Consider the following 23,369-nt stretch of genomic DNA (forward strand, 5'->3'; position numbering starts at 1 on the left):
GCCGACCGGCCTCGCCGTGCCGCCGCGCTGCTCTGCCCTTCGCGGGCCCGGACTCAGCGTTCGTGGCCGGGGGGGGAGAAATCGCTCGCCGGGCGGGGCCGCGCGCTGCTAGCTTGCGGCCGTGGATCTCTTCTCACGCTCGTGGACGGCGTTGCGCACGGCGGTCGCCGAGCTGCCGGACGAGGACTTCGCCCGGCCGTCCGGCTGTGCCGGCTGGCTCGTACGGGACCTGGTGTGCCATCTGATCATCGACGCCCAGGACGTCCTGATCACCCTTGTGACGCCCGCCGAGACGGAACCGACACGCGACGCGGTGACCTACTGGGAGGTCGCCGAAGCGCCGCCGACCGGCGATGACCCGCTCGACGCGCTGACCGTCCGGTTGGCCGCCGCGTACGAGGAGCCGTGGCTGCTGAAGTTCCACCTCGACGACGTCGGCTCGGCCGCCGGGCGCGCGGCCGAACTCGCCGGCCCGGGCCTGTGGGTCAGCACCCGCGACGAGGTGTTCACCGTGGGCGACTACCTCTCCGTGTATGTACTGGAGTGGACCCTGCACCACCTCGACCTGATCGCACACCTGCCGGGCGCGGCGGAACCGCCCGCCGAGAGCCTCGCCGGGGCACGCGAGCTGCTGGAGCGGATCGCCGGGGCGGCGTTCCCCGTGTCCTGGTCCGACACGGACGCGCTGCTGGTCGGCACCGGACGGCGAGCCGCAACCGATGCGGAACGGGCCGAACTGGGCGAACTGGCCGCGAAATTCCCGGTCTTCCTCGGATAGGCCGCCGACCTCCGTCGTGGCCCCCTGCCATACGTGTCATCCCGCGCGCCGGGCCGCCGGGTTTCCCTGGTGGGTGAAGGCGGCCCAGAGGTGGACGCGGTCGAGGTCGGTGCGGACGGCTTCGTCGCACAGCTCGCCATGGAGGGTGGGCGGTGGCTCGCGCCGTGGGTCCAGCATCCAGAGCTGGGCCGCGCGCAGGGCATCCACCGGGGCGAGGCCCTGCCTGCTGACGAAGTCGTGGAAGACGGCCATCATCAGGGCCGTCGTGGCGTCGTGGACGGCCCAGCGCGAGCCGATGACATCGGCCGCGCCGCGGGCGATCAGGGCGGTGGACAGGGTCAGGGCCTCGTCGTGGTCGCGGGTGCTCAGGTCCGTCTCGCAGGCGCTGAGCACCACCAACGGGCCCGCGGTGTCCGGCTGCCCGGTGGCGGCGCCGTCCAGGATGCGGGCCACGGTCAGACGTCCGGCGTCCTCGGGACCGGCCGGTGGGGCGGCCAGCCACAGTGCCGAACGCGTGGGATCCGGACCGGCCAGGGCGTGGCAGGAGATGTGCAGGACGGCGACCGGGGAGCCGCCGCCGGGCAGGACGGCGAGAATGTCCTCGGGGGTGCCCGGCGCGTCGATGGCGGTGGCCGTGGGGAACTCGCCGTAGCGGAGGCCGTCGGGGTAGCAGGCGGCACGCAGCGCCTCCGCCTCGATCTCGGCCCATACGAGGCTGAGTTCGGGGTCGGCGACCAGCACCTGCCCGGCGGTGGTGGGCAGCCGGTCCCGGGTCGCGGCCCGCAGGAACTCGCCGCCGGAGGGCGCGTAGCTGAGCACGGCTTCCTCGCAGGCGTACCGGTGCTCGCGCCCGTCGGTCCCGTACGGGGTGCGGGCCGCGTGCCAGGCGACCGCGCCGAGTGGCCCGCACGGCACCAGTACGATCCGCGGCGGCTGGTGGAGCGGGCCCACGGCTGCCAGGACGGGGCCCATCGCGGCGGGCCAGGCCCAGTCGCACAGGTCGCGCAGCGCCGCCTCCCACTGCCCGTCCCGCTCCATCCGCGGGCCCGCCTCGGCCGGGGCGTCGGCGGCTGCCCGGGAGCGCCGGGCGGTGGCGTCGAGGTAGCGCTCCAGCGGCGGGCTGCCGGGGGTCAGCAGCGGCAGCTTCAGGACGGTGGGCCGCGCGTCGCCGGTGCCGGAACGGAGGATCAGAGCGAGGCCGGGCATGCCGGGGCGCTGCCCGGGGACGAGGTAGACGAGTGCGTCGGCCCCGGCGGCGGTGAGACCGGCCGTCAGTGACGGCAGGTCCGGGGGGCCGAGCAGTTTCCAGGCGTCCGCGCCGCTGCCCGCGCCCAGCGCTTCCATTGCCCTACGCCGCAGTGTGCCCGGGATCCCCGGCCCGGTGGACTCGCCGCTCGGCGCGGCCGCGAGGTCGGGCTGGAGCGGGTCCGCGGGGTCGGGCTGGAGCGGGTACGTGGCGTCGGGCTGGGGCGAGTCCGTGGCGAGTTCGGCGCGCCACTGCCGGGCCAGGTCCGGGTGTCCCCGGGCTTCGAGGAGTTCGGGAATGCCACGGGACGCGGCCGCGGCCCGCAGCACCAGGGCCCGGCCCAGTTCCAGCGCGTGCACCGCATCGGCCGGGCGGCCGCACACGGTGGTCCAGTAGGCGAGCCACAGCGCCTGTGCCGACCCGAAGCGGGCCACGGACAGGCCGTGTTCGGAACCGAGTTGAAGGAGAACGTCGGCGGACAGCCTGACCAGCGCCTCGCTTCTGGCGGCCAGGGCGGCCTCCCGGTCCTCCTCGGCGCTCGGACCGCCACGCTGACGGCGCAGCCAGTGGGCTTCGGACAACTGCGTCAGGGTGTCGGCGGAGTGCGGCAGGCCGTGTCCCTGGGCGAACATCTCGCGGACCTGGGACAGCTCGGTGATGCACACATCGAGCAGGTCCGGGTCATCGAGGTGGCGGGCCGCGTGCAGCAGGGCCCGGCCGAGCTGATACCGCAGCCGGAGTTCCTCGTGCGGGGTGGGCTGCGGTCCGTCGAGGATCCGGTGGACCTCCGCGATGGCCGCGTCCGCGGCATCCCGGCTGGGCTCGATCACGATCAGCCGGATCAGCGCGAAGGCGCGCAGAGCGGGGAAGTACGGTCTGAGCATGGGGGCGATCCGTCGGGAGTCGGTCCCCACGACCTCCCGCAGGTACCAGGCCGCGGCGCGGAATTCCTCCGGATCCTGGCTGCGGGCGGCCTGTTCCTGATGCACCTCGGCCAGGGTGGCGGCGAGGGTGAAGCGGTTCTCCTGGTCAGGCGGCAGGGTGGCGTGCAGGCCGGTCAACTCCTCGACCAGGCGCGGCAGCACGGTGGGATCCCCGCTGCGGCGGGCCAGAGCCAGGTCGTTCTGGGCGGCGAACACCACCAAGGTGAGCTTGTTCGTCAGTGTCAGTGAGTCATCGCCCTCGCTGGCGGCGCGCAATTCCCTGCCTATGGTCCGGGCGGTGTCGGCGGCCCGAAGGCTGCCCCCGAGTGTCGCCGCCTCATGGACGAGCCCGGCCAGGCCGGTGGCCAGGGTACGACGGGCGGCCGTGGCCCTCTCACCGTCCCCGGGCGAGGTGGCCATCATCTGCCGAAGCCGGGCGGCGCTGGTCTCCAGGTGTGCCAGATCGCCGGTCTGGGACACCCGTACGCCATCGACCAGAGCGGTTATCTGCTGCTCCAGGCCGAAGTATCCCGGGCCGCCGGGACGGTCGTCGGGGTCCGGTCCCGGCTCCGACATGGCCTCGTCCACCTCGTCGAAGTCCATCGTGCCGGGCACCAGGAGGTTGGCGTGCACCAGCAGGACGGCGTGCAGCTTGGCGATGCGGGCCCGTTCGGGTGTGTGCTGCGGAAGCTCCCCCAGGGCCCGCCGGGCGACGTCCGCGCCGTGACGGACCCGCTGGGCCAGCGCCCGGGGGTCGCCCTCGCCCGATCTGAGCGCGGTCAGCAGTTCGCGCAGCGGCGCGAAGACCGGTCGGTCCAGGCCGAGGGCCGCCACTTCCCCGTCGGCCTCCTCGGGGGAGGCCGTGGCGCGGTCCGCGGTCCTGTACAGCCACACCAGGAGCTCCGTGAACCGCGCCAGGTCGTCGGAGGCCCAGCCCAGCACGGTCTGGACGGCGTCGGCCAGCGGGTCACCGGGGTGTTCCCCGGCGTCCCCGAGAGACGCCGTGCCCGTCGGCTCCGGCTGCTCGGCAGCGGCTTGGGAACGCGCCCCGGACAGGGCCGAGAAGCCGGAGGCGGACGACAGCGTCAGCTCGATCTCCGACGTGAGAAACCCGAGGACCCGACGCCGCTCCGGATCGTCCGGGCCGCCGGCGAGGCGCTCGATGACCCCCCTGGCCTCCGACAGCTCGTCCCGGAGGGACGCGGTCAGCGGCCGCAGGCCGGAGACCCGAAGCCGTGGCTCCTGGCGGCGGTCTTGCCGCTCCGCCCGCACGGCCCGCGCGTAGTGCGCGGGGACGAGCAGCCGGAGCAGAGCTCCCCGGGCTTTCGCCGCGAGCGGATCGCTCAGCGGTCCGGTGCGGTCGGCCCAGCGCAGATGGCGCAGCGCGTACTCCCGTTCGCGCCGGGCGGCGTCGGACTGGTCGCCCGTGCCACGGCTGACGATCCGGACGCACATCAGCACGCCCAGCAAGGGGACCAAACCATCCCGGAGCGGATCGTCCTCGGGCATCAGGTGCTCGATGGCGGCAATGTGCTCGATCAGATGGGCCAGCGCGACGGTCCGCCCCGGGTCGCCCCCCGTTCCGCGCAACACCTCGCCCGATTGGCGGGCGGCGATGGCGGCCCACGCTCTCAGCAGCGCCCGCGCACCGTCCTCGCCGTCGTCGTGGCGCTCTTGCTCGTCCTCCATGCCGCACTCCCCCCGGTGCCCGGACATGTACCCGCTGACGACCAGCCTCCCACGCACAGGGGGTGTTCTCAGGCGTCCGGCAGCACTCCGGGCCGGAACTTCTCGACGCCTGCGACGCGGTGGACATGGTGCGGCTCGATGTACACCGCGACCCGCACCTCGCCGGGGGCCAGCCAGGGGAATGTCTCCGTGCCCAGGTACTTCTGTGCGAGACGGTCCATGACGTGTACGCCCGGCTCCCCCTCGACGAAGCGGACGGCACGGCCCCGGATCTCCACCCGGTGATATGGATCCTCGGTGTCCATACAGCACAGTGACACCCGGGGATCGCGCCGAAGGTTCTCCTCCTTGATGCGGCCCGCCGAGGTGTTGATCACCACCAGGCCGTCCTCCAGGTCGGCCCACATCGGGGTCAACTGCGGCGACCCGTCCGGGTTCAGGGTGGCCACTTGCCAGAACCTGGGTTCCTGAAGCCAAGCGCGTGTGATCTCGTCCAGGGTGGCAGCCATGCGGTTCCGCTCCTTACTCATCGTTCAAGCGGTCCAACGCTACCCGGCCACCAGGGTTCCGAACTGCCTTGCCTCCCCGACCGCGGACAAACACCCGCCGGCCGGCGCCGAGGCGGTCCGCCTCGGCGTCGGCCGGTGAGGTTCACTCGTGTCGGTGAGGATCAGTCGTGCCGCGGAAGGCTGATCAGGGACGCCCGGCCACGGCCAGGAGGCAGCCGAACTCGTCCACCCCGAGCAGGTCGGACAACTGGAAGCGGACGGGGCGGTCGATCTCGGTGAGGGCGTTGGACATTTCCCGGAAGGTGCGCTGCATGGTGTTCTCGGTGATGTCCAGCAGCTCTCGCAGCCGCAGTCCGCTGCGGTGCATCATCGGCACATAGTCGTCGACGTCGGGCAGGGTCACCATGGAGACCTTGCAGAAGCCGTCGATGGCCGGGTTCCGCTCGGCCTTGCGCGGGCCGCGCTCGAAGAACTCGGTGAGGACGAGCCGGCCGCCGGGGCGCAGCACCCGGTGGATCTCGCCGAACACCTGGTCACGGTCGGGCATATGGACCATCGACTCCAGCGCCATCACCGCGTCGAAGCTCTCGTCCTCGAAGGGGAGTTGCATCGCGTTGGCGTGGCGGAAGACGGCCCGGTCCGCGAACCCCGCGTCGGCGGCGTTCTTGTTCGCGGCCTTGATCTGCTCCTCGCTGATGCTGATGCCGGTGACCCTGGCGCCGGTGCGCTCCACGATCTGAAGGCCCGGCCCGCCCACTCCGCAGCCGAGGTCGAGGACATGGGCGGTGGCGTCCACCTTGAGGCGCTCGATGACGACGTCGGTGAACCGTACGGCCGCTTCCTCGTACGGGGTGTCGGACTCCGGGTCGTCCCAGAAGCCGATGTGGAGCTGGCGGTTGACGAAGCCGTAGCTCAGCTCTTCCTGGAGGATCTCGTCGTAGAGCTTGCCGACGGCTTCCGGCACCGGCACGGGCAGGGTGGACTCGGGCATGGGCACTGCCTTCCTGATCGATGGATCCTCTGTCTGGTCCACCCGCGGCTCGGACGTGCATGTCCGAGGGACATCACCAGGCCACGGGAAGCTCATAGACGCCGTAGACGATCCCGTCGTGCTTGAACGGGATCTTCTCCAGTTCGGTCGCCAGTTTCAGTGTGGGAATGCGCCGGTAGAGGGTGCGGTAGATGACCTGGAGCTCCATGCGCGCGAGGGTTTGGCCCAGGCACTGGTGCACCCCGAAGCTGAAGGCCAGGTGGCGGCGGGCGTCGCGCCGGAGGTCCAGCCGCTCGGGGTCGCCGCTGAAGGCGTCGGGGTCCCGGCTGCCGATGTCGTTGGCCATGATCACGCCCTCGCCGGCGCGGATGACCTGCCCGGCCACCTCGACGTCCTCCAGTACCGCCCTACGCATTCCGGTGTGGGAGATGTTCAGGTAGCGCAGCAACTCCTCCACCGCCGAGGCGATGAGCTTGGGATCGTCGGTGTCGCGCAACAGGGCGAGCTGGTCGGGGTGTTGGAGGAGGGCGACCGTGCCGAGCGCGATCATGTTCGCGGTGGTCTCGTGTCCGCCGGAGAGGACCAGCACGCTCATCTGGACCGCCTCCTCGCTGCTCAGCTCGCCCGCCTCGACCTGGGCGGCCAGCGCGGAGAGCAGGTCGTTCGCGGGGTCGGCGGTCTTCGCGCGCAGCAGCACACGCAGATACTCGAGCAGCCGCTCGCTGGCCCCCGCCCGTTCTTCGGGGGTCACGTCCTGCCGGATCATGACCGCGCTGTTCGTCTCGAAGAAGGCGTGGTCGTCGTACGGCACACCGAGCAGCTCGCAGATCACCAGGGAGGGCACGGGCAGTGCGAACGCCGTCACCAGGTCGACCGGGTTGGGACCGGCCAGCATGGTGTCGATCGCCTCGTCCACGATCCGCTGCACCGCGGGCCGCATGGCCTCCACCCGCTTGACGGCGAACGGCCCCTGCACCATCCGTCGCAGCCGGGCGTGTTCGGGGTCGTCCATGAGCGGGAAGCTGGCGATGAACGTGGCGTCCTTGTCGATCGGGATGGGACTCGGGTAGCCGGGCTTGGTGAAGTCGGCGCTGAGCCTCCGGTCGCGCAGCAGCGCCCGCTGATCGGCCTGCCGGGTCACCAGCCACGGTGTGCTGCCGTTCCACAGCCGTACCTTCGTCAGTGGTCCCTGCCGCTGCATGGCCCGTAGGCCGGGGGGCGGATCGAACGGGCAGCCCGCCGCCCTGCGCATCGGAAACTCCGCGATCTCGGCCTGATGCTCGTCCGGCGTATCCATGCCCGTCATCGCTTCCTCGCTTCCTTGGCCTGCATGGATTCTTGCCCGGGTGGCATTCGGCGGGTCCCCTAACCAGCCCCCTCATCCCCCCTGCTCCGGCGGTGCTGCCGCCAACGGCCCCGCGTCGCCTTGGGCGGCGGCAGTGGTCAGGGGAGGTAAGGGGGTTGGTTAGGGGAGCGGCCCAGGTGCTCACCGCATAAGAATCAGTGGCGACGACGACGGGTTTCTTCTGGCCGACGACCACACGTACGGAGAAGTGACACGACCATGTTCGACGCGACGACGTACCTCCAGCGCATCGGGGCCGAAGGGAAGAGTGCGCCGACCCTGGACACCCTCCGGACCCTGCACAAGCGGCATCTGATGGCCGTCCCCTATGACAATGCGACGGCCGCCGACCGGCTGCCCGCCTCGCGGCGGCTGGCGGGTGTCCCTCTGGACGAGGTCTTCGACCATGTGGTGACCAGGGGCAATGGCGGGGTGTGCTACGAACTCAACCGACTGTTCCACGCCCTGCTGACGGAACTCGGCTTCGACGCGCGCACGGTCACGGCGGCGGTCCGGCTGGCGAACGGCAGCTTCGGCCCGGAGGACGAGCACTCCTTCAATCTGGTCGTCCTCGACGGGCAGACCTATCTCGTGGACGTCGGCTTCATCGGCCCGTCGTATCTGGAGCCGGTGCGCCTGTCGGACGAGGAGCAGCATCAGCACGGCTGCTCCTATCGCGTGGCCCGGCGGGGCGGCCACCGGGTGCTGGAGCGGCGGCTCAAGGGCGGCCACTGGCAGCCGGTCTACCGGTTCCGGCCCGAGCGGGCGGATCCGGCCGGGTGGGATCTGGTGCGGCTGGACGGGCTGGACGACTATGCCGCGGACTCCGTGCTCGCCGGGACCACATTTCGCGGCCGGGCCACCGACGGCGGGCAGATGGTGCTCATCGGCAAGCGCTATCTGACCGTCGAGGACGGCGTGGAGCGCATCAGGGTGCTGGTGAAGGCGGACGAGTACCAGAGCGTGGTCGATTCGATCCTGGCCGGGGCATGAGCGGGAAGGAGGCGGCCATGGTGGTGGCGCACGAGGCGGACACCGGGCAGGGCGATGCGCCGGTGGCCGATGTACTGGTGGTCGGGTACGGGCCGGTGGGGCAGTTGCTGTCGGTGCTGCTGGCGCAGCGCGGGTGGCAGGTGACGGTGGTGGAGCGCTGGCCCAAGCCGTTCAACCTCCCGCGTGCGGTCGGTTTCGACAGCGAGGCCGCGCGCATCCTGGCCTCGGCCGGGATCGGCGACCAGTTGCGGGAGTTCGGCGAGCCGTCGCGGGACTACGCCTGGCGCAGCGCGAAGGGCGAGACGCTGATCGAGTTCGAGGTGGCCGACCAGGGTCACTGCACCTGGCCGGAGGCCATGTCGGCCTACCAGCCCGCTCTGGAGACCGGGCTGATCGAGCGCGGGGAGACGCTGGCGGCCCTGCGGATCCTGCGCGGGTACGAGGCCGTGGAGCTCACCGACGGCGGCGACCACGTGCGCCTGGCCGTGGTCGGCCCGGACGGGGTGCGGACGACCCTCACCGGCCGCTGGGTGGTCGGCTGCGACGGGGCGAACAGCCTGGTGCGGCAGCGCACCGGCACCATGATGACCGATCTGGGGTTCTCGCACGACTGGCTGGTCTGCGACGTACGGCTGCACGAGCAGCGCGAGTTCCGGCCGAACAACCTCCAGATCTGCGACCCGGCACGCCCGCGCACCGCGGTGTCGGCCGGTCCGGGACACCGGCGGTACGAGTTCATGCGGGTGCCCGCGGACGGGCCGGACCGGTTCGGCACCGAGGAGCACGCCTGGGAGCTGCTGAAGCTGTTCGACGTGACCCCCGGCAACAGCGTCCTGGACCGGCACGCGGTGTACACCTTCCAGGCCCGGTGGGCGCATCGGTGGCGGTCGGGGCGGATGTTCCTGGCCGGGGACGCGGCGCATGTGATGCCGCCGTTCGCGGGTCAGGGCATGTGTTCGGGGTTCCGGGACGCGATGAACCTGGCCTGGAAGCTGGACCTGGTGCTGGGTGGCCAGGCGGCGCCGACGCTGCTGGACACGTACACCACCGAGCGGCGTGACCATGTGCAGCACGCGGTGAAGATGTCGGTGGGCCTGGGCCGGGTGGTGTGTGTGACGGACCGTGAGGCGGCCGCGGACCGGGACGCGGCGATGCTGGCGGCGCGGAAGCGGAACATCGGGCCGCGCGGTTCGGGCCGCTCCGTGGTGAAGCCCCTCGCCGACGGGGTGCTGCGGCGGGACGCGCAGGGCCGGCCGGTGCCGTACGCCGGTGAGGCCGCGCCGCAGTGGCGGGTGGGCCACCACGACCGGACCGGGCTGTTCGACGACGTGGTGGGCACGGGCTTCGCCCTGCTCTGCGGTCAGGACGCGGTGCCGGTGCTGGGCACACGGCGGCTGAAGTTCCTCGACAGCATCGGGGCCCGAGTGGTGCGCATCGTGCCCGCGGACACGCCCGCGGGCGACGTGGGGCCGCGGGATGTGGTGGATGTGGAGGGCCGGTATCTGCCCTACCTGACCGGGCTGGGGGCGGTGGCGGCGCTGGTGCGCCCGGACTTCTACCTGTTCGGCATCGCCGGGCGGACGGACGAACTGCCCGCGCTGGTGGAGGACTTGGAGCGGCAGCTCGGCGCGGTGGCCCCGGGGTGACCTCTCCGCGCCCCGCGTGGGCGACCCGGTCACCGGCCGTTGGGCGAACGGCTGCCTGAGGCTACCGGCACTCCGTATGCTCGCTGCATGATCGATGTGCCGCTCTCCGCGCTGGAAGTCGCCATGGTCCAGACTGGTACGCGAGCCGTGGACACGCTACGTGACACCACCGCCTTCGCGCAGCGTCTCGACGCCCTCGGCTACCACCGACTCTGGTATGCCGAGCACCACCACTCCCCCGCCATCGGCGCGTTCCCACCCGTGGTCCTGACCGCCCACGCGGCCGCGTCGACATCGGCCATCCGCCTGGGCTCCGGAGGCGTTCTCGCCCCCAACCACGCCCCCATCATGCTGGCGGAGCAGTTCGGCACCCTCGCCGCGCTGCACCCCGACCGGATCGACCTGGGCATCGGCCGGGGCCCCGGCACCTTCGACGAGTCCACGGCCCGGGCGCTGCGGCGCGGCGCCGGGCCGACGACGGACGACGGGTACCGGGACGACGTGGCGGCGACGCTGCGGTTCCTGGTCGAGGAGGTCGCGCTCGACCCGCTGCCGGAGCCGTGGCTGCTGGCCTCCAGCACCGCCGGTGCCGCGCTCGCCGCGCGGCTCGGCCTGCCCCTGGCCTTCGCCCATCACATCCGCCCCGACAACACCCTCGCCGCGCTCGGCCACTACCGTGCGCACTTCGCACCGTCCCCGTGGTGCGCGAGCCCCCGGGTGCTGGTGTGCGTGGAAACGATCTGCGCCGAGACCCCGGAGGAGGCGGCGCGGCTGTCCGGCCCGATGGATGTGGTCAAGGCCGGGCTCCTCAAGGGGCACAGCGAGGCTCCGTTCCCCTCGCCCGAAGAGGCGTCCGTGCACCCGTTCACGGCGGAGGACCGGCAGGCGCTGGCGGCCTTCCGGTCCCAGCAGGCGTACGGTACGCCCGCGACCGTGGTGCGGCGGCTGGCGGAAGTGGCGGACGCGACCGGGGCGGACGAGCTGATGCTGGCCACGCCGGTCTACGCGCTGGCGGCCCGGCTGCGCTCGTACGAACTCGTCAAGGAACACGCCGCCGCGCCGTCTGCCACGACTCCGCAGCACTGACCGCGTCTCCACGGCAGGCACGCCGGGCCCACCCCGGGCCCGGCGGATGCCTCACAAGAATCACACAAAGCCCTCTCCTACGGTCCGAGCGACGAAGACGCCCAACTCGTAGGAGGTTGCGCCATGTTCGGCAGTCGCCGTCCACGTGTCCTCGCCGCCTTGTGTGCGGCTCTGGCCATCGCCTTGCTGGCCTCGTGCGCGAGAGTGGTGAGCGCGGCCACCGAAGGTGACTCGCCCGCGGCCGACGCCTCCGGCTCGGGCAAGAAGCCCAACATCGTGTACGTCCTCACGGACGATCTGGCGTGGAATCTCGTGGAGTACATGCCGCACGTACGGCAGATGCGGAAGGAGGGGACGACCTTCACGAACTTCTTCGCCACGGACTCGCTGTGCTGTCCGTCGCGTACCTCCCTCCTCACCGGTCAGTACCCGCACAACACCGGGGTCTTCACCAACACCGGCGACGACGGCGGCTACGGCGCGTTCATGAAGAACCGCAACGAGGAGAAGACCTTCGGGCCCGCGCTTCAGCGCGCCGGCTACCGCACCGGATTCATGGGCAAGTACCTCAACGGATACCAGCCGGCCGACAAGAACGGCACCTCCAAGCCGTATGTCCCCTCCGGCTGGGACGAGTGGGATGTGGCCGGGGACGGCTACCCGGAGTACAAGTACGACCTGAACGAGAACGGCGAGGTCGTGCCGTATGGGAAGGCCCCCCAGGACTATCTGACGGATGTGCTGTCGAAGAAGGCGACCTCCTTCATCGGCTCCTCGGCGGATGCGAAGAAGCCGTTCATGCTGGAGGTGGCCACGTTCGCACCGCACGGCCCCGCCACACCCGCGCCGCGCGACAAGGACACGTTCCCCGGGCTCAAGGCGCCCCGGACCGACGCCTACGACAAGGCCACTCGCAACGCGCCGAAGTGGCAGCGCTCCTTGTCGCCACTGACGGCGAAGGAGAAGGAGGAGACCGACCGGAAGTTCGCCAAGCGGGTGCGCTCCGTCCAGGCGGTCGACGCCATGATCGGTCAGTTGGAGAAGACACTCGAGGAGAAGGGCCTGGCGGACGACACCTACCTCGTATTCGGCTCCGACAACGGCTTCCACATGGGCGAACACCGGCTCCGCCCGGGAAAGCAGACCGCCTACGACACCGACGTCAAGGTGCCGATGATGGTCACCGGGCCCGGCGTTCCGGCCGGTGAGAACGTGTCACAGCTCGCGGAGAACGTCGACATCAACCCCACCTTCCTGGACCTCGCGGGCGTGGAGCCGCCGTCGACCGTGGACGGGCACAGCCTCGGCGACCTGATGCACGGCCGGACGGAGGACGAGTGGCGCCAGGCCGTCCTGGTCGAGCACCATCACGCGACGTCCAAGAAGGGTGATCCCGACGCGGCGCCCAAGGACAGCGGCGACCCGCCGACCTACGCGGCGATGCGGACCGACGACTCCCTCTATGTCGAATACGCCGATGGGGAGCGCGAGTTCTATGCGCTGGGCTCCGACCCCGACCAGTTGACCAACCGGGCGGCGTCGCTCTCGGCCGCCCAGCGGGCCGCTCTGCACCACACCCTCACCGCGCTCCAGCGATGCCAGGGCGCGGAAAGCTGCCAGGCCGCGTCCCGGACGCAGAGCTAGCGGCGCCTCCGGTACCCGGCCCCGGCCGCTATCCGGGGCCGGGCGCTATCCGGGGCCGGGCGCTATCCGGGGCCGGGTGCCGATTCCGGCCCGGTCGCTTCGAACTCGATGCGGACCTCGTCGGACAGCTTCAGCGCACCCAGGAACGCGCTGTACGGCTTGATGCCCCAGGTGGACTGGGTGACGGACGCCCAGCCGCGCACCGTCCCTGCGGGATCGCCGCTCCCGTGCACCGTCACCGGGTGGGTCCGGCCCTTGATGGTGAGGTCGCCCATGATCTCGAAGGACTCGGGCGTTCCGGTGATGTGGGTGGAGCGGAAGGTGATCGTGGGGTGCTCCGCGGTGTGCAGCAGCCCCTTGCCCTCCAGCGTCCGCTCGATCTCGGCCCGGTCGCCGTCGCTGAGGGGCTTCAGCCCGCCGGTCGCCTCCCGGACGCTCAGCGAGTCCGTCTCGACCGTCACGGTCACCGACGACTCCTCGGGGGCGCCGCCGGCCACCGTCGCCTCCCCGGACCACCGGGTGGCCTCGATCGTCAGATCGTGCCCCGCCCTCCGGCCGAGCCCGGTGCGGCTGGTCTTGATCAGCAGTCGGCCGCCCGGCGGCCCGAGGCGATGGCTTCCGTCGCTCAATGTCACAGTAATCACCCCTCATTGCTCATGTGCGAGTGCCGGGATGACACCGCCCGCGAGAACCGCCTCCCGCTGCCGGGGGGAGAGACGGTGGCGGACGGCGTACTCCTCGTCCCGGGTCGCGTTGCGGACGCGAAGTGTCGGGGCACCGGCCGGGGAGAGGGCCTCGCGCAGCCCGGACAGATGCAGCCGGTCGTCGGTCTCGATGCGGTCGTAGTCGGCGGGATCCTCGAATTCCAGTGGCAGCACACCGAAGTTGACGAGGTTCTGCCAGTGGATGCGGGCGTAGGACTTGGCGATGACGGCTCGCAGTCCGAGGTAGCGCGGTGTGATGGCGGCGTGTTCGCGGGAAGAGCCCTGGCCGTAGTTGGCGCCGGCGACGATGAGATGCCCGCCGTCCTCCCGGACCGCCTCGGCGCGCCGCGGGTAGTCGGGGTCCAGCCGGGTGAGGGTGAATCCGGCCAGCTTGGGGATGTTGGAGCGGTAGGGCAGGGCGGCCGCTCCGGCCGGGGAGATCTCGTCGGTCGAGACATCGTCACCGGCCTTGAGGAGGACGGGGCCGTGCAGGCTGTCCGGCAGCGGATCCAGCTCCGGCAGTGCGGAGATGTTGGGGCCGCGTTCCAGCGATACGCGGGCGGCCTCCTCCGGTGGCAACGGCGGCTCCAGCATGGCGTCGTTGTTCGCGGGCGGGTCGGGCGGTTCCGGCGCGGGAGGAGCCGCCGAGAGGCGGTCGGCCCAGTCGCGCGGATCCGTGATGACACCGGTCAGAGCGGAGGCCGTGGCGGTCTCCGGTGAGCACAGCCACACCGCGTCGTCCTCGGTGCCGGAGCGGCCGGGGAAGTTGCGCGGGAAGGTGCGCAGGGAATTGCGTCCCGAGGCCGGTGCCTGTCCCATGCCGATGCAGCCCAGACAGCCCGACTGGTGGATCCGGGCACCGGCGGCGATCAGGTCGAATGTCGCGCCGCGGCGCGTCAGGTCCTGGAGGATCTCGCGGGAGGTCGGGTTGATGTCGAAGCTCACCCCGGCCGGGACCTGCCGCCGGGCCACCATGGCGGCCGGGACGGCGAAGTCGCGGAATCCGGGGTTGGCGGAGGAACCGATGACGACCTGGGCGATGGGCTCTCCGGCCACCTCCCTGACCGGCACGACGTTTCCCGGTGACGTGGGACGGGCGATGAGGGGCTCCAAGGACGACAGGTCGATCTCCTCGTCGAGGTCGTAGGACGCGTCCTGTTCCGCGGTGATCTCGACGAAGTCATCGCCACGCCCCACTCCGTCGAGGAAGCCGCGCACCGCCTCGTCCGAGGGGAAGACGGTGGTGGTGGCGCCGAGTTCCGCCCCCATGTTCGCGATGACGTGCCGGTCCATCGCGGTGAGGGAGGCCAGACCGGGTCCGTGGTACTCCAGGACCCGTTGGACGCCTCCTTGCACCCCGTGGCGGCGCAGCAGCTCCAGGATCACGTCCTTGGCGCTCACCCAGGGAGGCAGTTCCCCGGTCAGCCGGATGCCCCAGACCCTGGGCATGGTGAGGTGGAGGGGCCGCCCGGCCATGGCGAGCGCCACTTCCAGACCACCGGTGCCGATCGCCAGCATGCCCAGAGAGCCACCGGCGCAGGTATGCGAGTCCGAACCGGCGAGGGTTTTGCCGGGAGCGCCGAAGTGGTGCATATGTGTGGGGTGTGAGACGCCGTTGCCCGGCTTGGAGAACCACAGGCCGAAGCGGCGGGCGGCCGAGCGCAGAAAGAGATGGTCCTCGGCGTTGCGCTCGTCGGCCTGGAGGATGTTGTGGTCCACGTACTGCACACTGACCTCGGTCCGGACCCGGTCCAGAGCCAGCGCCTCCAGCTCCTGCATCACCAGCGTGCCGGTGGCATCCTGCGTCAGCGTCTGGTCCACGCGCAGCGCGATCTCCTCCCCCGGCTCCATGCGGCCGGACAACAGGTGATCGCCGATCAGTCGCTGCGTCACGGTGCCGTGCGCGCGAGCACGGGGCAGATCCATAGCGCCACCGCCTCTCCGGGCGGAGCGTCCGGGCCCTCCGGGCGCCCCGCAGCGGGTTCCCGTCAGCTACCCCCATACTGCACCCATCGCCGGGGGCCACGGTCCTGGCCGGGCGGTGCGGATGCGCCGTCGGCAGCCGCCTCTTACACTTCGGCCCCCTCCGGAGCATTTTTGTCCTGGCTCTTGACGAAAATCGGCGGGCGTTCGCATGCTGTGCTCCATGCCGACCAACTCCGAGAACAGGCCGCACATCGACAGACGGACGTTGTTGACCGGAGTCGCCGGATCCCTGGGAGTGGCGGCGGGGCTGCCCACGACCGTGGCCCAGGCGTCTCCCACGGAGGTCGCGCCGATGCGGCGGCACCCGTCGAACTGGCCCCAACTCGACCCCTACGGCCTCGCGGACACCCGGCCGGACCTGTGGCCGCGCGCGGACAACTCCTTCGTCCTCCCGCTCGAACGGCGGCCCCGCGACCGGGAGCGCGGCCTGGTCTGGATGCGGGACACCTACGTCAACTGCTTTGTCGTGGACGGCCGTCCGATGTACGTGGCCACCGGCACCACCCGAGTGCCCGGGCTCGACGCGGCCGCCCCGTGGAACGACGGCATCTTCGTGTGGGTGTCCCCGTCGCTGCGGGGGCCCTGGCGGCTGGTGGACACGACCGGCATCCGGCCCGGCGCCGAGCGGGGCAAGGTGTGGTCGCCCGAGTTCGTCGGCGAGAACCGGCCCGGGCGCACGGTCGTCGCTCCGTGGCAGGAGTACTGGTACGACGACCGGTTCGGCAAGCGCGGCCAGGTCTGGGCCCCGGAGCTGCACTACTTCAACGGCACCTGGTACCTCGTCGCGTGCATGGGCGACCACTCCCGGAAGGTGGGTTCGTTCCTGCTGGTGAGCGAGGGCGGGGTGGCGGGCCCGTACCGGCTCATCGAGGGCAACCTCGACAAGCCCTTCGGCGAATCGTTCATCGGGGGGCCGGACTTCATCGAGCCGGGCGCCTACCACCACATCGACGGCAGCCTCTACACCGAGGGCGACGACGCGTGGCTGGTGCTCCACAACGACCTGTACGCGCCGTTCCGGACCGATATGGAGGACATCAGCCCGACGGTCGGCCTCCCCAGGTTCCGGCAGATGCCGTACTCCCCCGAGCCGTATCTCGAGGGCGCGTATGTGTTCAAGTACCGGGGCAAGTACTACCTCGTCCAGGCCGCGTGGGACCGTACGTCGATCGATTCCGACGGCAGTACGCGCTACGCCTACGACCCACCGGGCCCCGGCCGTGCGCAGTACCAGTACGACGCCGTCGTGGCCGTCTCGGACACCTTCGAGGGGCCGTACTCCCAGCGGTGGACCGCGGGCGTCGGGGCCGGACACAACAACTTCTTCATGGATCACGGCGGCCATCTGTGGGCCACGTTCTTCCGCAATCCGAACTTCGGCTACTGGTCGCATCCGTCGCGCATCGCCGATGCCGCCGTCCCCGGTGTCGTGCGGCTGGAATGGACCGGTCCGGAGGGTAACCGCCTGTACGTGCAGCGCCGGAAGCGGGATCGGGTCAGGGGGTGACCGGGCCGTCGAGCTCGACGATGATCCGGACACTGTCCGGGCGGGACCAGGTGGAGCTGCACATCACCGCGCGCCCGGAGTCCGCGTCCCGGCTCAGGCTCTCCACCAGCCACACCGGCCGGTTGTGCGCCTTCTCCAGCCCCTCCGCCACCCGCCGGTCGGGCAGCACGCTGCTCACCCGGCACCAGGCGCGGACCGGGGTCACCCCGCACATCTGCCGCAGGATGGTGCCCAGCGACTCCACGGCGTGCACGGCCGGGCCCACCTCCGGCAGCATGTCGACCGGGGTCCACTCCTGGGACCAGCCGCTGAGCAGGCCGTCGATGTACGACTGCCGGGTGATCACCGGGAGGGGATGACGAAGGCCGCCGCCCGAGGGGCGGCGGCCTTGCGTGAGCGGTCGTGCGCGGTCCCAGTGCCGGGCGTCAGGCGTACACCTTGCGTACCCACATGGCCAGCCCCTCGATGAGCAGCACCAGCGCCAGCACCATCAGCACGATGGTGGTGACCACCGGGAACTGTAGGACCCGGGCCGCGTTCAGCAGGTCGTAGCCGATGCCACCGGCGCCGACGATGCCGAGCAGCGTCGCCGAGCGCAGATTGACGTCGAGCTGGTACAGCAGATGTCCCACCACCGCCGGCCAGGCCCGGGGCAGGACGGATCCGAAGAACACCTGGTGCCTGCGGGCGCCGGTGGCCACCAGGGCCCGGGCCGGGCCCGGGTCGGTCTCCTCCAGCGAGTCGGCCACCAGCTTGCCGAGCAGGCCGACCGAACCGACGCCGAGAGCGAGCGCGCCGGAGACCGCGCCCAGGCCGGTCACGACGACGAAGACGATCGCCAGGACGAGTTCCGGGATGGCCCGCACCAGGAGGATGACCGTGCGGAAGAACCGGGCCACCCGGGGCGACCCCACCACGTTCCGCGCCGCGAGGGTGCCCACCGGCAGCGCCAGGACCAGCCCGATGAGGGTGCCCGCGAGCGCGATCTGAAGGGTGACCCACAGATCGGCCCAGAGCTGGTCGCCGATCCCACCGGTGCCGGGCGGCAGGAAGTCGCCCACCGTCGGGAAGAACGACTCCGCGCCGCGCCGCAGGGTGTGCCAGGACAGACCGGAGCGCACGGCCGAGGCCACGACCAGGGCGACGGTGAGCACCAGCCAGGTGGTGCGGCGGATCCGCCGGGCGTCCCAGCGCGGCAGACCGCGGCGTACGGCCGTGCCGCCGCGGGCCGTCGGCGCCTGCGTGCCCATGGCGGCGGTGGTGCTGTCGGCAGCGTCGGTGCCGGTGCTGGGCTCGGCATCTGCGGTGGTGATGCTCCTGGCGCCTGCGGTGGTGGCCGCGGTGGCGCCGGAGGCCGGGCGGGCCGGAGCCGTACCGCCCGGTCGCTGGTCGCGGCGCGCGCCCTGGCGCTCCGGCCGCCGGCGGCGGGGCCGCCGCGCGGCGGTGACCTCCTGGAGCAGTGTGCGCCGGATGGCACCGGAGATGGACTCGGCGACGAAGCAGAGCAGCAGCAGGACCAGCGCGATGGCCATCGCCCGCTGGTAGTCGAGGGTGGTGATCGCCGTGGACAGCGCGTACCCCAGACCGTTGACGCCGACGAAGCCGAGCACGGCCGAGGCGCGCAGGTTGATGTCGAGCCGGTGCAGCGCGGTCGCCACCAGGGACGGCAGCGCCTGCGGCAGCACCGCGGCGGTGATCTGCTGAAGCCGCACGGCGCCGGTCGCGCGCAGTGCGGTGCGCGGGCCCTCGTCGGTCTGCTCGACGGCGTCGGCGTACAGCTTGCCCACCATGCCGACGGAGTGGACGCCGAGCGCCACCACACCCGTCATCCCGCCCAGCCCGAAGACACGGAAGGCGGCGATGGCGAAGACCACCTCGGGAACCGCGCGGCAGAGCACGATCACACTGCGCGAGGCGAGACGGGCGCCTGTCCCCGGAGTGGTGTTGCGGGCCGCCAGCAGGGCCAGCGGCACACTGAGCACCACCGAGAGCACGGTGGCGGAGACCACGATGGCCAGCGTCTGCCAGATCAGCGAGAACAGTTCACCGGCCGGCGGGAAGTCCAGGGGCAACGTCCGCGACAGGAAGTCCACCGCGTTGTCCGCGCTGTCGGTGAGCGTGGCGATGTTGATCCGGAGCGCGATGAACGCCCACACCCCGCCGATCACACACAGCAGCAGCGCCGTGGCCGCGCTGAGCCCGGCCGCGGTGGGGCGGGCCAGGGTCCGCCGTGGCGGGCGCGTGGCGCCGGGGCCAGGGCCGGGGGCGGCGGGTGGCGCGGCCGGGGGATGATGGTCGACTACGGACACTCAGTCCCCCTTCGTGAACGCCGACGACGCGGTGACCGGGGCAGCAACAGTGGCAGGGCCGGGGGCGACGGCGGCGGCTACGCCCTCGGCGCTCCCGGCGGCCACCTCCTCGTACAGCCGCATCACCGTCGCACGGTCGATGCCCTCGGTGGCCACGTCCATGACGACCCGGCCCGACCGCAGGCCGATGATCCGGTGCGCCCAGGACAGGGCCAGATCGACCTGGTGCAGGCTGCACAGCACGGTCAGTTCCCGCTCCTGGGCGACGCGCGCCAGCAGCCGCATGACCTGTGCCGAGGACTCGGGGTCGAGGGAGGCGACCGGCTCGTCGGCGAGCAGCAGACCCGGTTCCTGCATCAGGGCGCGGGCCACGGCGACGCGCTGCTGCTGGCCGCCGGACAGAGTGTCCGCCCGCTGGAAGGCGTGTGCGGCAAGGCCCACCTGCTCCAGCCCGTCCAGTGCGCGTTCCCGCACCGCACGCGGGTAGCTGAGCAGCCCCAGCCGGGGCCCGCGCAGCGATCCGAGGGCGCCGGTGCACACGTTCTCCAGCACGCTGAGCCGCCCGACCAGGTGGAACTGCTGGAAGACAAAGCCGATACGGCGGCGCAGCGCGCGCAGCTCGGACCGGTCGGCCCGGGCCAGCGCGGTGCCGAGGACGGTGCCGTCGCCGGAGGTCGGCGGCTGGAGGCCGTCGAGCAGCGAGAGCAACGTCGACTTGCCGGAGCCGGAGAGCCCCAGCAGCGCCACGACCTCGCCGGGGCGCACCTCGAAGGACACATCGTCCACGGCGAGCAGGGAGTCGGCGCCGGTGCCGAACCGCTTCGTCAGACCGTCCAGCCGGATCACCGGCTCCCCGGCGGTGGCCGGGGAGCCGGTGGCGGTGGCGGTGGCGGCAGTGGCCGCGATGGCGGTGGGGGCCGGGGCCGTCACGAGCCGTCCTCGCACTGCGCGTCCTTGGTCGCGTCGCAGACCGCGCGGACGCTGTCGTAGTCGGAGTCCTTGACCTCGGCGAAGCCCCAGTTGTCGTCGATCTTGCAGCCGTCGCCGGAGCAGTAGCCCTTGGACTCCATGTAGTCGGCGTTGCCCTTGGTCAGAAACGCGTCGATGATCTTCTTCTGGAGGCTCGCGGTGAGGTCGGTCGAGACCGCGGCGGGCGAGCCGGGGATCTCGGAGGACTTCCAGACGGTCTTGAGCTGGCCCTTCTTGAGCTTGCCCTGCTTGATCAGGTCGCTGTCCACCATGGTGTCGAAGGCGAACCCGGCCTCGCAGTCGCCGGAGGCGACCGACAGCGCCGAAGCGTCATGACCGCCCGCCATGACCTTGGTGTAGTCGGCGGGCTTGACGCCCGCCTTCAGCAGACCGGCCTGCGGATAGAGATAGCCGGACGTCGAGGTCGGGTCCACGAAGCACACCTTGTGGCCCTTGAAATCGGCGAGGCTGTTGATGTCCTTGGAGTCGCCGCGCGTGATGCCGTACGACTTGTAGCCGGGCTTCGCACCCTTCGCGGTGACCAGCGCGCCCGCCAGCTTCACACCCACTCCGCTGTCCTTGGCGACGACGTAGGAGAGCGGCCCGTAGAGCGCGACATCCGCCTTGTGCGCCCGCTGCGCCTCGATGACGGCGGCGTAGCTGGTCGCCTTCTGCATCTGGACCTTCTTGCCGGTCTCGGCCTCCAGCAGCTTGACGAGCGGGGCGTACTGCTGGGCGAGGGAGGTGGAGTTCTCGGACGGAATGGCCGCGACCACCAGAGAGTCGGGATCCCGTCCCTCCGACGTGGAGCCGTTGTCCGAGGCACTGGCGCCGCAGGCGGTGAGCACGAGGGGCAGCAGCGCGGCGGCGAGGGGAAGGCGGAGGTGGCGAGGCATGGGTCGTCCTTCGGAGCGGTGGGGCGATTCGGGCCTCTCGGGGAAGTGAGGGCACCGGCGATAGCGCCCACCTTGCGGAGAACAGGTGTGCACACCCCTCGCCGTCGGTTACGGCTGTCTGAACGATGCGGGAGACAACGGGTGGCTTGACCGGACAACCCGGGGGTCCGGCACGCTCGTGCCGGACCGCCGGGTTGCCCGGTTTCGCTCTGTGCGCGTCAGCGCAGGTCGACGTCGCCGCTGTCGTCGGGGGCGTCGTTGGTGGCGCTGGTGGCGCTGGTGGCGCTGGTGGCGCTGGTGGCGCTGGTGGCGCTGGTGGTGTCGTTCGTGTCGTTGGTGTCGTCCTCGCCCGCCTCCAGCAGGCCCGCCGCCGCGCCCACGATGCGCGGGTCGGCGACGCCGACGACCTCCCCGTCCTTGTCGGTGTAGTCGAAGCGGGCGAGCACGCTGCGCATGGCCTCGACACGGGCCCGCTTCTTGTCGTTGCTCTTGACCACCGTCCAGGGTGCGTACTCCGTGTCCGTCTATCCCCGCACCGACCCACACCGCCCCGATGAGCCCGCCGAACAGCGCGTGCGACGAACTCGACGGCAGCCCGACCAGCCAGGTCAGCAGATTCCACAGGATCGCCCCGACCAGCCCCGCGAAGATCATGCCTGGGGTGACCAGGGTGTCGTCGACGATGCCACCGGAGATGGTCTTGGCGACCTCGGTGGAGAGGAAGGCGCCGACGACATTGAGGATCCCGCTCACCAGAACCGCGGTTCTGGGGGTGAGCGCGCCAGTGGCGATGGAGGTGGCCATCGCGTTGGCCGTGTCATGGAAGCCGTTGGTGAAGTCGAAGGCGAGGGCCGTGACGATGACGACCGCCACCAAGAAGGTGATGTGGTCCATTCCTGTATGCAAACAAGCTCAGGCCAATGCTCGGCGAACTCGAGGCAAAGGCAGCACAAGGACGACGCGCGCAGGCCGTGGGCATCGTTGTCAGAGCGGTGTCACCCCGGTTGGATGAGCCCCTCTCACCCGGTCGGACCCCGCCGCGCGGCCGGGCGCCTCGGGTCCCGCGAACGTAGAGGAGGCACAGCCCTCAAGGGAAGCGAGAACACCATGGTGGCGTCTCCGGTTCTCGGCTCCGGACGCGGACCGGCCCGCGCACGTGTCGCGGCGGCCGGGTATGCCGTGGCGGTGTGCGCGACCGTGGCGGCCCCGGCCGCCGCGCAGGACGCCGCGCAGGACGACACGTCCAGCGGAAAGCCCACGGTGGTGCTGATCCATGGCGCGTTCGCGGACGGCTCGAGCTGGAACGGTGTCATCCAGCGCCTGGAGCGCCGCGGCTACCCCGTCATCGCCCCCGCCAACCCGCTGCGCGGTCTGTACACCGACTCCACCTACATCGCCTCCGTCCTGGACAGCGTCAAGGGCCCGATCGTGCTGGTGGGCCACTCCTACGGCGGCGCGGTCATCAGCTCGGCCGCGGCGGGCCACCCCCGGGTGAAGTCGCTGGTGTACGTGTCCTCCCTGATGCCCGACAAGGGCGAGAGCGGCCAATCGCTGGCCGCCCGGTTCCCCAGCGAGCTCCCCACCGCCCTCAGGGCGGTCCCCTACCGGGCCGGTGACGGCATGCGGGGCAAGGATCTGTACCTCAAGCGGGACAAGCTCCACCGGGTCTTCGCCGCGGACCTCCCGGCCGGTACGGCGAGGCTGCTGGCGGCGACCCAGCGGCCCGCCAGCACGGCCACGCTCTCGGAGAAGGCCAAGGTGGCCGCGTGGCGGCAGATCCCGTCCTGGGTCCTCGTGGCCAAGCAGGACAAGACCATCAACCCCCGGCAGGAGCGCTTCCAGGCCAAGCGCGCCCACTCGCACACCGTGGAGATCAACTCCTCCCACGTGGCCATGATCGCGCACCCCCAGGAGGTCACCGACCTCATCATCAAGGCCGCCACGGCCACCGGCTCGGCCCGGCCGTCGCCCGCCGCCGAGCCTTCCGACTCCCGCGCCCGGGAGGAGTCCCGGCCCGCCGATACGTCCGCCGCGTGGGTGACCGGGGGCGCGGCGGCCCTTCTGCTGGGCGGTGGAGCCCTGGTCCTCGGCCACCGCCGGCGTCGGCGGTCGCGGTCTTCGCTCAGGTAGGGCGGCCAGGCAGGGCCG

General features: G+C 71.5%; 17 protein-coding genes and 2 pseudogenes. 7 read left to right on the forward strand and 12 right to left on the reverse strand.

The genetic code is table 11. From position 1 onward, the window contains the following. Window positions 1-121: 121 nt before the first annotated feature. Window positions 122-778 carry a maleylpyruvate isomerase N-terminal domain-containing protein gene (locus ACK1X7_RS07685; protein WP_413114841.1) on the forward strand — a complete coding sequence of 219 codons (657 nt, stop codon included), beginning with the start codon at window positions 122-124 and terminating at the stop codon, window positions 776-778. A 36-nt stretch (window positions 779-814) separates the two neighbouring features. Here ACK1X7_RS07685 and ACK1X7_RS07690 read toward each other — a convergent pair whose 3' ends face one another. The 4 genes from ACK1X7_RS07690 to ACK1X7_RS07705 form a co-directional block, all read right to left on the reverse strand. After that, window positions 815-4,636, reverse strand: a complete 3,822-nt coding sequence (locus ACK1X7_RS07690; RefSeq protein ID WP_413114842.1) for a CHAT domain-containing protein — start codon at window positions 4,634-4,636, stop codon at window positions 815-817. A gap of 68 nt (window positions 4,637-4,704) precedes the next feature. Further along, the gene (locus ACK1X7_RS07695) at window positions 4,705-5,145 is read right to left on the reverse strand and encodes a PPOX class F420-dependent oxidoreductase (protein ID WP_385139688.1); all 441 of its coding nucleotides are present in this window, start codon (window positions 5,143-5,145) and stop codon (window positions 4,705-4,707) included. Between the two features lie 184 nt (window positions 5,146-5,329). After that, window positions 5,330-6,136 carry a methyltransferase domain-containing protein gene (locus tag ACK1X7_RS07700; RefSeq protein WP_361510344.1) on the reverse strand — a complete coding sequence of 269 codons (807 nt, stop codon included), beginning with the start codon at window positions 6,134-6,136 and terminating at the stop codon, window positions 5,330-5,332. A gap of 73 nt (window positions 6,137-6,209) precedes the next feature. Next, the gene (locus tag ACK1X7_RS07705) at window positions 6,210-7,442 is read right to left on the reverse strand and encodes a cytochrome P450 (RefSeq protein WP_385139685.1); all 1,233 of its coding nucleotides are present in this window, start codon (window positions 7,440-7,442) and stop codon (window positions 6,210-6,212) included. 258 nt (window positions 7,443-7,700) lie between these two features. On the opposite strand from ACK1X7_RS07705, the gene ACK1X7_RS07710 reads away from it, so the two are divergent. From ACK1X7_RS07710 to ACK1X7_RS07725, 4 genes are all read left to right on the forward strand, one after another. Beyond that, entirely contained in the window at window positions 7,701-8,474 is a 774-nt protein-coding gene (locus ACK1X7_RS07710) for an arylamine N-acetyltransferase family protein (protein WP_361510338.1), read from the forward strand. After that, window positions 8,471-10,120, forward strand: coding sequence for a bifunctional 3-(3-hydroxy-phenyl)propionate/3-hydroxycinnamic acid hydroxylase (locus tag ACK1X7_RS07715; RefSeq protein WP_413114843.1), 1,650 nt, complete (start codon window positions 8,471-8,473; stop codon window positions 10,118-10,120). The genes ACK1X7_RS07710 and ACK1X7_RS07715 overlap by 4 nt, the downstream gene beginning before the upstream one ends. An 87-nt stretch (window positions 10,121-10,207) precedes the next feature. After that, window positions 10,208-11,206 carry an MsnO8 family LLM class oxidoreductase gene (locus tag ACK1X7_RS07720; RefSeq protein ID WP_413114844.1) on the forward strand — a complete coding sequence of 333 codons (999 nt, stop codon included), beginning with the start codon at window positions 10,208-10,210 and terminating at the stop codon, window positions 11,204-11,206. Between the two features lie 123 nt (window positions 11,207-11,329). Next, entirely contained in the window at window positions 11,330-12,850 is a 1,521-nt protein-coding gene (locus ACK1X7_RS07725) for a sulfatase family protein (protein WP_413114845.1), read from the forward strand. Window positions 12,851-12,912: 62 nt separating this feature from the next. Here ACK1X7_RS07725 and ACK1X7_RS07730 read toward each other — a convergent pair whose 3' ends face one another. Together ACK1X7_RS07730 and ACK1X7_RS07735 are read right to left on the reverse strand one after the other, a co-directional pair. Beyond that, window positions 12,913-13,485, reverse strand: a complete 573-nt coding sequence (locus tag ACK1X7_RS07730) for a YceI family protein (RefSeq protein WP_413114846.1) — start codon at window positions 13,483-13,485, stop codon at window positions 12,913-12,915. Between the two features lie 12 nt (window positions 13,486-13,497). Beyond that, window positions 13,498-15,480, reverse strand: a complete 1,983-nt coding sequence (locus ACK1X7_RS07735; RefSeq protein ID WP_385155556.1) for an aconitate hydratase — start codon at window positions 15,478-15,480, stop codon at window positions 13,498-13,500. Window positions 15,481-15,700: 220 nt separating this feature from the next. Here ACK1X7_RS07735 and ACK1X7_RS07740 point away from each other — a divergent pair, with 220 nt between their 5' ends. Further along, window positions 15,701-17,047, forward strand: coding sequence for a family 43 glycosylhydrolase (locus ACK1X7_RS07740; RefSeq protein ID WP_398160447.1), 1,347 nt, complete (start codon window positions 15,701-15,703; stop codon window positions 17,045-17,047). Here ACK1X7_RS07740 and ACK1X7_RS07745 read toward each other — a convergent pair. The 6 genes and pseudogenes from ACK1X7_RS07745 to ACK1X7_RS07770 form a co-directional block, all read right to left on the reverse strand. Further along, window positions 17,037-17,393, reverse strand: coding sequence for a UTRA domain-containing protein (locus ACK1X7_RS07745; RefSeq protein WP_398160449.1), 357 nt, complete (start codon window positions 17,391-17,393; stop codon window positions 17,037-17,039). The genes ACK1X7_RS07740 and ACK1X7_RS07745 overlap by 11 nt on opposite strands. A gap of 79 nt (window positions 17,394-17,472) precedes the next feature. After that, window positions 17,473-19,356 carry a phosphonate ABC transporter, permease protein PhnE gene (gene phnE, locus ACK1X7_RS07750; protein WP_413114847.1) on the reverse strand — a complete coding sequence of 628 codons (1,884 nt, stop codon included), beginning with the start codon at window positions 19,354-19,356 and terminating at the stop codon, window positions 17,473-17,475. Continuing rightward, window positions 19,357-20,286 carry a phosphonate ABC transporter ATP-binding protein gene (gene phnC / locus ACK1X7_RS07755; RefSeq protein WP_413114848.1) on the reverse strand — a complete coding sequence of 310 codons (930 nt, stop codon included), beginning with the start codon at window positions 20,284-20,286 and terminating at the stop codon, window positions 19,357-19,359. Continuing rightward, entirely contained in the window at window positions 20,283-21,221 is a 939-nt protein-coding gene (locus tag ACK1X7_RS07760) for a phosphate/phosphite/phosphonate ABC transporter substrate-binding protein (RefSeq protein WP_390792674.1), read from the reverse strand. Before ACK1X7_RS07760 ends, phnC begins: the two co-directional genes overlap by 4 nt. Window positions 21,222-21,439: 218 nt before the next feature. Next, window positions 21,440-21,745: pseudogene (locus ACK1X7_RS07765) on the reverse strand (polyphosphate kinase 2); the annotation flags it as partial. Then, window positions 21,732-22,115 (reverse strand): annotated as a pseudogene (locus ACK1X7_RS07770) (anion permease); the annotation flags it as partial. The pseudogenes ACK1X7_RS07765 and ACK1X7_RS07770, both read right to left, overlap by 14 nt. 213 nt (window positions 22,116-22,328) lie before the next feature. On the opposite strand from ACK1X7_RS07770, the gene ACK1X7_RS07775 reads away from it, so the two are divergent. Beyond that, window positions 22,329-23,351 carry an alpha/beta fold hydrolase gene (locus ACK1X7_RS07775; RefSeq protein WP_413114849.1) on the forward strand — a complete coding sequence of 341 codons (1,023 nt, stop codon included), beginning with the start codon at window positions 22,329-22,331 and terminating at the stop codon, window positions 23,349-23,351. Window positions 23,352-23,369: the final 18 nt, after the last annotated feature.

It is taken from the genome of Streptomyces sp. CY-1 (genome assembly GCF_047218265.1).
Taxonomy (GTDB): Bacteria; Actinomycetota; Actinomycetes; order Streptomycetales; family Streptomycetaceae; genus Streptomyces; species Streptomyces niphimycinicus.

Excerpts from the sequence above, each read along its gene's own strand:
- ACK1X7_RS07690 (WP_413114842.1), bottom strand. The coding sequence starts at position 4,636 with ATGGAGGACGAGCAAGAGCGCCACGACGACGGCGAGGACGGTGCGCGG.
- ACK1X7_RS07695 (WP_385139688.1), bottom strand. The coding sequence starts at position 5,145 with ATGGCTGCCACCCTGGACGAGATCACACGCGCTTGGCTTCAGGAACCC.
- ACK1X7_RS07700 (WP_361510344.1), bottom strand. The coding sequence starts at position 6,136 with ATGCCCGAGTCCACCCTGCCCGTGCCGGTGCCGGAAGCCGTCGGCAAG.
- ACK1X7_RS07705 (WP_385139685.1), bottom strand. The coding sequence starts at position 7,442 with ATGACGGGCATGGATACGCCGGACGAGCATCAGGCCGAGATCGCGGAG.
- ACK1X7_RS07710 (WP_361510338.1), top strand. The coding sequence starts at position 7,701 with ATGTTCGACGCGACGACGTACCTCCAGCGCATCGGGGCCGAAGGGAAG.
- ACK1X7_RS07715 (WP_413114843.1), top strand. The coding sequence starts at position 8,471 with ATGAGCGGGAAGGAGGCGGCCATGGTGGTGGCGCACGAGGCGGACACC.
- ACK1X7_RS07720 (WP_413114844.1), top strand. The coding sequence starts at position 10,208 with ATGATCGATGTGCCGCTCTCCGCGCTGGAAGTCGCCATGGTCCAGACT.
- ACK1X7_RS07725 (WP_413114845.1), top strand. The coding sequence starts at position 11,330 with ATGTTCGGCAGTCGCCGTCCACGTGTCCTCGCCGCCTTGTGTGCGGCT.
- ACK1X7_RS07735 (WP_385155556.1), bottom strand. The coding sequence starts at position 15,480 with ATGGATCTGCCCCGTGCTCGCGCGCACGGCACCGTGACGCAGCGACTG.
- ACK1X7_RS07740 (WP_398160447.1), top strand. The coding sequence starts at position 15,701 with ATGCCGACCAACTCCGAGAACAGGCCGCACATCGACAGACGGACGTTG.
- ACK1X7_RS07760 (WP_390792674.1), bottom strand. The coding sequence starts at position 21,221 with ATGCCTCGCCACCTCCGCCTTCCCCTCGCCGCCGCGCTGCTGCCCCTC.
- ACK1X7_RS07775 (WP_413114849.1), top strand. The coding sequence starts at position 22,329 with ATGGTGGCGTCTCCGGTTCTCGGCTCCGGACGCGGACCGGCCCGCGCA.